11 protein-coding genes are annotated in these 10,064 nt (G+C 60.3%); 3 read left to right on the forward strand and 8 right to left on the reverse strand.

The window, feature by feature from the left end; translation table 11 throughout:
• Positions 1-4 precede the first annotated feature (4 nt).
• The 6 genes from NW806_RS05745 to NW806_RS05770 form a co-directional block, all read right to left on the reverse strand.
• The gene (locus tag NW806_RS05745; protein ID WP_414410352.1) at positions 5-775 is read right to left on the reverse strand and encodes a hypothetical protein; all 771 of its coding nucleotides are present in this window, start codon (positions 773-775) and stop codon (positions 5-7) included.
• 276 nt (positions 776-1,051) lie between these two features.
• On the reverse strand, positions 1,052-2,080 hold the full coding sequence (locus NW806_RS05750) for a M14 family metallopeptidase (RefSeq protein WP_414410353.1): 1,029 nt from the start codon (positions 2,078-2,080) through the stop codon (positions 1,052-1,054).
• A 246-nt stretch (positions 2,081-2,326) separates the two neighbouring features.
• A complete protein-coding gene (locus NW806_RS05755; RefSeq protein ID WP_414410354.1) occupies positions 2,327-2,497 on the reverse strand; it encodes a hypothetical protein in 171 nt (56 codons plus the stop codon).
• Complete coding sequence (locus tag NW806_RS05760) at positions 2,494-2,649, reverse strand: hypothetical protein (RefSeq protein ID WP_414410355.1); 156 nt, start codon at positions 2,647-2,649, stop codon at positions 2,494-2,496. Before NW806_RS05760 ends, NW806_RS05755 begins: the two co-directional genes overlap by 4 nt.
• 220 nt (positions 2,650-2,869) lie before the next feature.
• Positions 2,870-4,222 (reverse strand): TldD/PmbA family protein, encoded by a 1,353-nt coding sequence (locus tag NW806_RS05765; RefSeq protein WP_414410356.1) that lies wholly within the window; start codon positions 4,220-4,222, stop codon positions 2,870-2,872.
• 93 nt (positions 4,223-4,315) lie between these two features.
• On the reverse strand, positions 4,316-4,723 hold the full coding sequence (locus NW806_RS05770) for a hypothetical protein (RefSeq protein WP_414394318.1): 408 nt from the start codon (positions 4,721-4,723) through the stop codon (positions 4,316-4,318).
• 107 nt (positions 4,724-4,830) lie between these two features.
• Between NW806_RS05770 and NW806_RS05775 the strand changes: the two genes are divergently transcribed.
• Together NW806_RS05775 and ispF are read left to right on the forward strand one after the other, a co-directional pair.
• On the forward strand, positions 4,831-5,124 hold the full coding sequence (locus NW806_RS05775) for a TIGR02450 family Trp-rich protein (RefSeq protein WP_414410357.1): 294 nt from the start codon (positions 4,831-4,833) through the stop codon (positions 5,122-5,124).
• Between the two features lie 366 nt (positions 5,125-5,490).
• Positions 5,491-5,964 carry a 2-C-methyl-D-erythritol 2,4-cyclodiphosphate synthase gene (ispF, locus tag NW806_RS05780; protein WP_414410364.1) on the forward strand — a complete coding sequence of 158 codons (474 nt, stop codon included), beginning with the start codon at positions 5,491-5,493 and terminating at the stop codon, positions 5,962-5,964.
• Between the two features lie 8 nt (positions 5,965-5,972).
• Here ispF and NW806_RS05785 read toward each other — a convergent pair whose 3' ends face one another.
• Together NW806_RS05785 and NW806_RS05790 are read right to left on the reverse strand one after the other, a co-directional pair.
• The gene (locus tag NW806_RS05785; RefSeq protein ID WP_414410358.1) at positions 5,973-8,138 is read right to left on the reverse strand and encodes a glycogen debranching N-terminal domain-containing protein; all 2,166 of its coding nucleotides are present in this window, start codon (positions 8,136-8,138) and stop codon (positions 5,973-5,975) included.
• Between the two features lie 58 nt (positions 8,139-8,196).
• Positions 8,197-9,279 carry a glycosyltransferase family 4 protein gene (locus NW806_RS05790; protein ID WP_414410359.1) on the reverse strand — a complete coding sequence of 361 codons (1,083 nt, stop codon included), beginning with the start codon at positions 9,277-9,279 and terminating at the stop codon, positions 8,197-8,199.
• 354 nt (positions 9,280-9,633) lie between these two features.
• Between NW806_RS05790 and NW806_RS05795 the strand changes: the two genes are divergently transcribed.
• Positions 9,634-10,056 (forward strand): thiol-disulfide oxidoreductase DCC family protein, encoded by a 423-nt coding sequence (locus tag NW806_RS05795; protein WP_414410360.1) that lies wholly within the window; start codon positions 9,634-9,636, stop codon positions 10,054-10,056.
• Positions 10,057-10,064 lie beyond the last annotated feature (8 nt).

A 10,064-nucleotide genomic window follows, 5' to 3' on the forward strand; every position in this document is an offset into this window, starting at 1 on the left:
CCCTTTACAAGCTGTAGATTTGTCCATCTACCAGCAGATGAGTGATGCCTTTCTTTTGCAACTGCGAGCGCACAATTCCCAGAATGTAGCCGGGAAAGTGGATGACCCGGTAGGGCGGGTGGGTGTTGCTGCCTCGGCGGCTCATTTCGCAAAAGCGCCGGGCCACCTTGTGGTTGTCAAAAACGGGCAGCGTATTGGCATTCTCGATCCCTTCCAAGGATCCCGGCCCCAAAAATTCCTTGAGGGGGCGGGTGGCCAATTCTTGGTAGCGGTCCACCACTACGTAGCAGGTCTCGGGCAGCTCCAGCTCCTCCAGGGGAAGCACCTGAATTTGATGGACAGGCCCAGCGAGGGGATCTGGCTCTGCTTCGGCGTCCTCCGGAAGATCGTCACTGGTGTCTTCCTCCTCTTCCGCTTCATCGTCGTCTTCTTCTGCAGCCAGATCTTCCTGCAGCTCAGCCACCAGGTGGGCTGGCAGCGCTTCAGGGGGCAGTTCTGCTCCTTCGCCCGCCTGACTAGAGGCGTCCTCTGGAGACAAAACCTGTTGTGGCTGGGGCATCTCTTCCTTGTCCCTGTCTTTGCGGCGGGCTGCTAAGCGTCTGAGCTGGATTAGCTGCTGGTACTCGTCAGGAGGGATATTTTCCTTGAGAACGCGGGTGATGGTGGCGAGGCTGACGCGGAATTGCTCCGCCAGTTCAGCAACAGTAGCTACCGAGTCGCGGTAGGCATTGACGATCTGCTGTTGTTCTTGCTTTGACAGTTTGCTGCGAGCCATCGCCATTCACCCCCTCCCAAAAGTTCTTATGGGCAGGTGGCGTTGACCGGCAACCCGCCTGAGGCCGACGGCCAGTGCTTCCCAGTCTAACCCCTTGCCACTCAAGACGCGGCTCCTTTTGAGCGAAAAGCGTGCCCATTCAAAATGCAGGCCAGGGGAGCGAGCAGGCAAGGGGCATCAGGGGTGTAGAGCGGTGATCAAGTCCGCTTGGTTGAGCAGCAAGTCTGGTGGGCGGCAGTCCACAAGCGTTGGAAATTGGAGGAGCTCCTCAACCCTCTAGTCCTCGTTCGCGACAGCGGTGCGGCAGCGCTCCATCAGGTAGCAGAGGCAATCTTGGCGGATGATATGGCTATTGAGGGTGAGCATGGCTGGCACAAGAGGCACACGGGTGCGAATTTCCCCATCCTGGGCATAGAAAAAGCGCTCCGCCACATTTTGGCCTTGCTCATCTTGCACCTCCAGGTAGAAACCGTTGGTGGTCCATCCAATGCAGGTGTGGGGAGGTACCTCCCGAAAGTTAAGCAGATCCAAGTTGGGGGGAAAGCGCAGGTGTGGCTGGGATCCCTGCGGCTTGCCCTCTTCTTCCCCAAAGCTAAAGCTCACCTCTTCCGGGATCCTGACAATGGCGATGCTGTGAAAGAGGTCGATGTCTTGTCTAAGGACGGGGCGCTGCGGGATGGCCGAAAGATGAAGACAGGCTTGCAGAAATGCGTAGGCATGCTGGGTGCCGTAGGGCTGATCCGGCTTGCCGCACTCCAGGGTCACTGCCGGGCAGAAGCGCCCAAAGGCCATGCTCTGCACGCCTTCCGGGCGCCTGAAGTAGAGGACAGTGCGACCAAACAAGGTGGCCAGGTGCAAGGTGGAAGGATCTAGGTAATTGACACAGGCGTAATGGGGGTTGGTGCCCGTGTTGTTGTGGATGTCAACGCTGGCAAAGACGCCGCGTTGCCGCATCTGCCGCAAAACCGCCTCGGCCATGGCATGCTCGGGGGTGGAGCCGGGGCCCCAAATGCGGTTGTAGTCTGGCTGGCCGTCCAGGCGCCGCTGCCCATAGCGAGCAGCCCGTACATTGCCGATGAAGAGGGACAGGGAACGGGGCAGTTCTCGCTCGCGGTAGCAGCGCAGAAGCTGTCGCACTGCCTGCCAACCAGTGGTTTCGTTGCCGTGCAGCAGGACGGACACAAACAAGGGGGGATCCCGCCGCCCCGCCAGATGGATGAGGGTTGGCCCGCCCAAGCGGTCGTAGAGTTGATGAGCTTCTAAATCTAGGAGTTGATCCGGCAGGTGGTCGAGAACGGTAAGCATAAGGGTTGGGCAAGCACTTCAACGCAAACCCTTGGCTGCTCAGGAGCAGAAATGAACAACTGGCTGCCGTGCTGGTGGCTTGGGTCGTCGCCCTGCCCTTTGAGAAGGCATCCCCCCCTCCCAAGCTGGGCAAGGGATCCGTCTTGCCCAGGGGGATCCCCTGCCATACGGGGAGGGCGCTTTCCTAGTCGAGATCCCAAGTGTGTACCGGCTGACCTTGCCGCTGCCGTTCCCAGTAGGCACAGGTCAATTGTTGCATATCTTTACCATGCTGGGGACGTAGCGCCACTGCCAGGTGGCCCCATTTTGCAGCTCTTGCTGCAACTGCCGCAGAGCCGAGCTGACCAAAACCTGGGGCCGACTGTTGATCTCGATGTTGAAGCGGGCCAGTTCCGGCACCACCAGCGGATTGTTCACGGCCTCCAGGTAGGCTGAGTTAATCGGGGCTGGATCTCCCTGGGGGTGACCAGCCAGGCTTCCAGCTCAAACCCGCCCACCGGGGATCCCTGGGCAGAAGGCCGGCAAATGGGATCCAGCCCCGGCACACCGGCGAGCCAGCGGTCGAGCAAATCCGTTTCTTGCTGCAGCCGAGCTTTGAACTCGGCAAAGTCTTCGTCGCTAAAACTCAGGCAGGTGATCTACTGGCCCATCGGGTCAACTCCGCGGCTTTTGATAAGACCACCGTATCGCTGCTGCCAGGGATCCCGGGGTAGGACAGTTTACCGCTGTTGCCTCCTGGCCAGCTCTAGCCTATGGTTGCTGGCTGGATATCCCAGGGCACTTGGCTGTCTAGCCTGCTGTTATCGAGACATCTTCGATGCGCAGGGCAGGAAAGGCAGCCGTGCCGTTGAAGACAGTTACTTCCTGGGAGATGGCAGAGATATTGCGCAAACAGTCGTAGAGGTTGCCGGCAATGGTGGTCTCCAAGATGGGGCGCTTCTCGCCACCTTTGACCAAGAAGCCCCCCTTTACTACCCCAGAGAAATCTCCTGTGATGGGGTTGCTGCTGCCAGAAAGCCGGGTGACGATGATGCCCCGCTCCATCGCGTACAACTCCGCCAGGGGCGTTGTCCCTGGAGCCAAGCTCAGACAGGCCGGCCCCACTCCTGGCAAGCTGCCCGCTCCGCCTGTGGCATGGCCATTGGAGGGAACGCCGGCAGCCCGGCCCTCGTAGCTGTTGTACATGAAGTTGCAGAGGATCCCTTCGTGGATTAGGGGGGTGACTTGGCGGGGGATCCCCTCGCGGTCAAAGGGCTCGATGAGGTAGCCAGGCAAGCCCAGGCCTTCCGAAACCAGCGTCAACAGAGGGCTGGCGATAAGGGATCCCATCTTCTGCGCCAGGGGGCTTTTGCCTTTGCGCACTGCATCCGCCCCCAGCACAAAGAGGAGGTCTCCCAGAAACTCCTCCACCACATCCGGCGGCAGGACGATGGGGCCACGAAAACTCTCTCCCTTGCTAGCCCCCAGGGCCCCCACGCACTTTTGCACAAAGCGATCAAAAGCTCGCTCTAGGGCCGGCACTAGATCCGCCCGCTTCTGGACGCTGTCGCCGTCGTAGGCAAAGCTGCCTACCTCATCCCCATCGATGGCCATGCCAAATAGGGATCCGCCCGCCTCAACGCTGTGGTAGTTGGCGCGGATGCCGGTGGAAGAAGCAATGGCCACGGTATCCTCTTCCACACTGAAGGAGCCGCTGTCGATGGTGATGCGCGGGTCTTTGGAGCGCACCCACTCCACCAGTTGGGATCCCAGTTGCGTCAGCTCGGCAGCATCCAGCTCCAGCAGGCCTGGGTCAAGGGCAAAGGGCACCTGGGGTAGAGGCTGGGGATCCGGCAGGCCGTTGAGGGGATCCGCCGGCGAAGCCTTGGCCATGGCCACCGCCTCAGCTGCTGTTTCGGCCAGATCCTCTGGGCGGTTGGAGGTGGCAAAGCCCAGCCTGCCGCCACAGAAAACCCGAATGCCAAACAGGGTTTCACAGCTAGTGCGAACTAGGTTGAGGTCATTTTTCTCAAAAGTGACTTCCGTCTCGCGGCCTGAGTTGGCAAACACCTCGGCTTGGTCAGCGCCGGCAGCCAAGGCTTTTTGCACACCCTGTTCGCAGAGATCTAGCAAGTTTTCGGGGGAAATAACAGAGCCGGGCATGGCTGAGAGGGGCAAGAGAACAGTTCTATTATCAACCTAGGGCCAAGATCTCGCTCAGGGGCAGGAGACAAGCCCTCCCTCAGGCGGCGGCCCCTACTCCAGCGGCTGATCCGAAAAAAGCAGGGGAGCGATATTGGCCGCCTGGTTGAGCGGGATCTCGTCGTGGATGGCGTACTGGTAAAACTGGTCTATGCGCCGGCACAGGCCCTCTGGGGTTAAGGCCTGCACGTTGGAGCTGATGATGTAGCTCTGGGCAGGAGAGGTTCGGAACGCCTGAAAGGCTTTGCGACAAAACGCCTGCTTGGCTTCGGGATCGGCCTGGCGCCACTCCGGCCCCGTTAGTTTGCCAGATAGTCCTGGCTCAGTTGCTGCCCAAGCGCTGGACGCGACCCAGGGCAGTCCCGTGCCCAAAACCAGACACGCCAGGAGGAGCAATAGAAGTCTCGCTTTCAGAAGCACCTGCTGCCAAAAGAGCCACAGCGGTTGCCCATGTTGCACCATCGTTGGATAGGCTAGGGGGTAAATTGGAATGCCAGAGCACTTCTAGCCATCCTACCGCTCCTCGCTCGCCCCCAGGCAGCGGTAGGGTAGCAGCCAGTCCTCAACCCATGGCCCGTAGCAGACCCCGCCGAAAGCAGCGCTTTCCCCACCTCCTCGGCTCCAAGTGGACTTCGGTTCAGCCTGTGCTGGGCTGGCGACATTTTCAGGTTACCGCTCGCCAAGAGGGGGAAGGGGGGGTAGTGTTTGCCGAGCTCAAGGCCGTCTGCGATCCCCAGGTGCGCCTCTGGGTCAACGCGGCCACCCTGAAGAACCGGGATCTCTGGCAGCCGGGCTGGACGCCGCTGGAAGGGGGGCTTTCCTGCGGGCGGCAGGATCCCCTTCTGGACAGGGCTGGGGGATAGTTTCTCTCAAGCTGGGGCTCAGGGATCGATTAGGATCACCTCTCTAGTGTGGTGTATTTTAATTCGGAAGCTTGAGGAGAAGAAAGCGAGATGGCCAGATGTGACGTTTGCGGAAAAGATCTTAGCTACAGCGATTATCAGTGGGCCAAGCGCTGCGCCAATCCCTACGGGAAGTCTCACCTCATCTGCTTCGACTGCTACAGTGGTTCGTCTTGTCCCATCTGCTATTCCCCTCTGGAGCTGGCAGAATAGAAAGAGGCGTTCTCAAAAGCTGCTTGTCGGTTACTCGACTCCCATCCCCCTAGCTCCTCGGAGGGGGCGATGGTCGACAAGGGTCTCGATGGTTTTCCCAAGGGAGCCGGAAAAGTGCGCATTGGCCAGGGCTACGACATCCACCGCCTCGTCGAGGGGCGCCCCTTGATCTTAGGCGGGATCCAGATCCCCTACGAAAAGGGGCTGCTGGGCCACAGTGACGCCGACGTGCTCACCCACGCCATCATGGACGCCCTCCTGGGAGCTGCCGCCCTGCGGGATATCGGCTACTACTTTCCCCCGGAAGAGGAGCGCTGGAAAGGCGCAGACAGCATGCTTCTCTTGCAGCAGGTGGTGCAATGGGTGGGCCAAGAGGGCTGGCGCATCGCCAACGTCGATAGCGTCGTGGTAGCGGAGCAGCCCAAGCTCGAGCCTCACATCCCTGCCATGCAGGCTCGTCTAGCCGAGGCCATGCAAATATCGCCCAAGCAGGTAGGGATCAAGGCCACCACCAACGAAAAACTGGGTCCTGTAGGTCAGGGGGAGGCTATGGCTGCCTTTGCTGTGGCCTTGCTGGTGGAACGCTGAGGGCATTCCTACCTCACCGTCAACTCCACATCCCCTGTGCTTCTCAGGACGTTGATCCCCACCCCTCCTGCCTGGAGATACAGGCCAATGTCCAGGGATCCGCGCCCCACCTGAATGTTTTCGAGGGTAACATGGGGCAGCCACAGGGGCAGGGTGGGCTGAGTCAGGTGCACCCGCTGGGCCAAGCCGTCGATCTCCAGGCCCAGGCAGGCCTGCAGCAGCAGGAACACGCTGGCCGCCGCCCAAGACTGGGGCAGACAGGCCACCGGATAAAGGGTGGGGCCTTCCCGCTGGCGACGCCGAAAGCCACAGAACAGCTCTGGCAGCCGCCGCAGCTCCAGAAACTGGCTGGCATCGAACAAGGCTGTCAACACCTGGGCCGCCTCCGCCTTATAGCCATAGCGGGAGAGCCCTGCCGCAATCAGGGCATTGTCGTGGGGCCAGATGGAGCCGTTGTGGTAGGACATGGGATTGTAGCGCCCTTCCCCTTCCGCCAGGGTGCGGATCCCCCAGCCGCTAAAAAAAGCCGGCTCCAAGAGTTGCCGGGCAATGCGCTCGGCATGCTGCGGGTGAGCGATCCCGGAAAACAGGCAGTGGCCCATGTTGGAGCTGCGCACGCGACAGGGTTGCTTGCGCCCGTCCAAAGCCAGGACGTAGCCGCCCAGCTCTTCACACCAAAACTGCTCCCAAAACTGCTGCTGCAGCTTTTCTGCTTGCTGCCGCAGTTGCGCCGCCTGCTCTTGCCGCCCCAATAGCTCTGCCATCTCCGCTGCCAACAGCTTGGCCTCGTAGGCGTAGCCCTGCACCTCGCACAGGGCTATGGGTGGCTCCGCTAGGGATCCGTCGGCATAGAAGATGGCGTCTTCCGAATCTTTCCAGCCCTGATTGCGCAAGCCCCGTCGCGCCTTGCTGGCATACTCCAAGAAGCCGTCGCCGTCCAGATCCCCGTAGGTGTCCATCCAGCTTAGGGCTGCTTCGATGTTGGGCCACAACTGCCGCAACAGCTCGAGGTCGCCGCTGCGGCGCACATAGCGCCCTGCTAGCACCACAAACAGCGGCGTTGAGTCGATGCTGCCGAAATAATTGCCAAAGGGGATCTCGCGCGTCTTGGCCATCTCGCTGTAGCGCTGCTCGTGCAAGATCTTGCCCGGCTCGGCGTCGCGGCTGGGATCTACCTCCTGGGCCTGGTGGGCTGCCAGGTACAGCAGCACTCCCCGCGCCAAATCGGGAAACCACCAAAGGGTGGCTAGGGCAGTGATCAGCGCGTCGCGGCCAAAGACTGTGGCAAACCAAGGTACGCCAGCGTGGGGATAGAGCCCATAGGGAGTGCGGGCCAGCATCATCACCAGGTCGTCCCGCGAGGCGTTGAGCCACTCGTTAAACTGAGCGTTGCCAGTGTCGATGCGGTGGGCCAAAGCTCTTAGCGCCGCCCGCTGCTCCCGTTCTGCCTGCAGCGCCTCCTGGTAGGTCAGGGGCGGGATCTCCTCGCCGCCATAGCTGCAGACTACCCTTACTTCTAGATCCCGCTCCTCCTGAGGTGCCAGCGGCACCCACCACTGCGCTAGCTTTTCCGAGACCACGTCCGGCGGAGGGGAAAATAGGAGCCGCGTCTGCCGCTCCAGTCCGTCTAGGCCGCGGTAGCGCAAAGTTACCCCTTCCGGCGTCACCTGGGCCGGCAACAGTTGCCCCCGCTGCGCCCGCCGGATGCCGCGAATCTCAAACATGTCGGCAAAGTCGGCCTCAAAGCGCAGGGTAAGCGGCACGCGGAGCGTCTCCAAACCGTAGTTGTGAATGCGAATGCGCTCATAGGCCACGTTGTTCCACAAGAAAGTGGTGCGCAAGACGTGTAACGTCTCTTGTTCAATGAACTGCCCCTCCGAGGTGGTGAACTCGGGGTTGGTGAGATCCACCGCCAGAATGTCCTTGTCTTCCCGCACCTCTGAGCTGAGCAGCAGAAACTGCTTCCCCTGCAAGTCCAAGACCAGCCGAGATAAAAAGCGGGTGTCATCGCGAAACAGGCCGTGATCCTGAACACCAAGGGGGCGCATGTTTCCCAGGCGGTCAAAAACAGCAAAGCAGTTGTCCTGCTTGAGGACGTGGGGACGCGCCTCCACCAGCGAAGCGCTGGCGCGGATGTAGTACTGATCCTGAATCTGGATGATGTCTTCGGCCATCTCGGTCTTCGCACCCAACCAAAGCAGCAAAACAGCAGCCTCGCAGCTAGCTCAAGCTTTAACTAGGCAGAGTTGACAGGCCAGGGGTGGCTTTCTTCGAGCGCTCCTGCCGCTCGTTCACCAACTGGTTGTAGAGGGCCTCGTATTCCGACACCATCCTCTCGACGCTAAACCGCTCCTCAAACACCTGCCGCACCCCAGCTCGGTCCAGGGATCCCACCTTTTCCAAGGCCTCCACTGCCTCTTCCACGGAGTCAACAATAAAGCCGGAGCGGCTGTCGGCCATCACCTCGGGCACCGAGCCAAAGCGAGTAGCAATCACCGGCGTGCCACAGGCCATGGCTTCAATCATCACCAGCCCAAAGGGCTCCGGCCAGCGGATGGGAAACAGCACCGCGTAGGCCTTGCCCAAGAACTCGTTTTTCTCTTGGTCAGTGATTTCCCCAATGATCTCCACATTGGGATGGCGGCTAGCCAGAGGCTTAATTTCTAGCTCGTAGTACTGGCGATCCACCGCGTCGATCTTGATAGCAGCCTTCAGCGGCATCCCTGCCCGCGCGGCAATTTCAATGGCCGTGTCCAACCCTTTTTCCGGCGAGACCCGGCCCAGAAAGGCCAGGTAATCCCCCTTTTCTGGGTAGAAACGGTGGAGATCCAGGGGTAAGCCATGGTAGACCGTCCCCACCCAGCGCGCCTGGGGCAGCGGCCGCCGCTGGGCATTGGAGATGGAGACCACCGGAATGTCCTGAAACTCGCTGTAGAGAGGCTGCAGCTCCGGAATGTCCAGTCGCCCGTGTAGAGTGGCCAAAAAAGAGACTTGAGGGTGGCGGCGGGCCAGGGCGTAGGGATAGTAGTCGATGTGGCCATGGATAATGTCAAACTCGTTGGCCATCTGAAAGGCCTTCTCCACCATCAAGATGTGGGGAGCTACCGTATCAATGGCCGTGGGATCCAAGCGCAAAGCCCGCTCCCGGAAAGGGATCAAGCGAGCCTGGGTCTGAGAGTCGCCGCTAGCAAATAGAGTCACCTCGTGCCCGCGCCGCACTAGCTCTTCAGTTAACCACGAGACCACCCGCTCGGTGCCGCCGTAGAGCTTGGGGGGTACACTTTCGTGCAACGGGGCAATTTGGGCAATGCGCATCGTTATCCTCCAAACCAAATTGGTAGCCGTTCGGGATTGTTGGTTGCGCCGAGCGAAAGGCGCTTCCCAGGTGCTGACCCCGGCAGCCCAGCCCTGTTACAGCTGGTTGCAGGATTTTCTTACAACCCCTTGGCTAAAGCCGGATGATAAAAAAGAGGGAGCTAGCTAGATCCAGCCTATGGGCTAGCCGGCTGGCTTTGTTGTGTTGGCTGGTGAGAAAATAGTCCATCCCCCAAGCCTAGCCGATTTCCAGCACGAATACAATCGCCTCATGGGCCGGCTATTTCTGCCGCGGCAAACAGAGGCAGAGTACCAAGCCCAAATTTTGGGTCGGCCTGCCTAAGGGATCCCACCATGCCCTACATGGTTATCTACGACGGCCTCTGCAACCTCTGTGCCACCGGCGTTCAGCTCTTGGAGCAACTGGATCGCGGACAGCAGTTTTGCTATGCCCCCATGCAAGATACCTCTACCCCGGCCCAATGGGGGATCCCACCGGAGCAGGTGGAGCTGGGGATGATTCTCATCGATCTGGAGCACCCAGAGCGCCGCTGGCAGGGATCCGCTGCCATTGAACAAATTGCCGCCCTTTTGCCGAGCGGGGAGGTGTGGCTGGCTCTGTACCGCAACTTTCCTGGCTTGAAGGTTCTGGGGGATCGAGGCTACGAACAGATCCGGGATCACCGCTACGAGTGGTTTGGCCGCCGTAACACCCCATACCTATCTGTCTACCCTGCTTGTGTTTCCTGCCGGGATCCCTTGGCTGACAACCCATAATACTTGGT

This window comes from Synechococcus sp. W65.1, assembly GCF_047461615.1.
Lineage (GTDB): Bacteria > Cyanobacteriota > Cyanobacteriia > Thermostichales > Thermostichaceae > Thermostichus.

Bases quoted from the DNA above. Each gene is read 5' to 3' on its own strand.
- NW806_RS05750 (WP_414410353.1), bottom strand. From the start codon at position 2,080: ATGCTTACCGTTCTCGACCACCTGCCGGATCAACTCCTAGATTTAGAA.
- NW806_RS05790 (WP_414410359.1), bottom strand. From the start codon at position 9,279: ATGCGCATTGCCCAAATTGCCCCGTTGCACGAAAGTGTACCCCCCAAG.
- NW806_RS05770 (WP_414394318.1), bottom strand. From the start codon at position 4,723: ATGGTGCAACATGGGCAACCGCTGTGGCTCTTTTGGCAGCAGGTGCTT.
- NW806_RS05785 (WP_414410358.1), bottom strand. From the start codon at position 8,138: ATGGCCGAAGACATCATCCAGATTCAGGATCAGTACTACATCCGCGCC.
- NW806_RS05775 (WP_414410357.1), top strand. From the start codon at position 4,831: ATGGCCCGTAGCAGACCCCGCCGAAAGCAGCGCTTTCCCCACCTCCTC.
- NW806_RS05765 (WP_414410356.1), bottom strand. From the start codon at position 4,222: ATGCCCGGCTCTGTTATTTCCCCCGAAAACTTGCTAGATCTCTGCGAA.
- NW806_RS05795 (WP_414410360.1), top strand. From the start codon at position 9,634: ATGCCCTACATGGTTATCTACGACGGCCTCTGCAACCTCTGTGCCACC.
- NW806_RS05745 (WP_414410352.1), bottom strand. From the start codon at position 775: ATGGCTCGCAGCAAACTGTCAAAGCAAGAACAACAGCAGATCGTCAAT.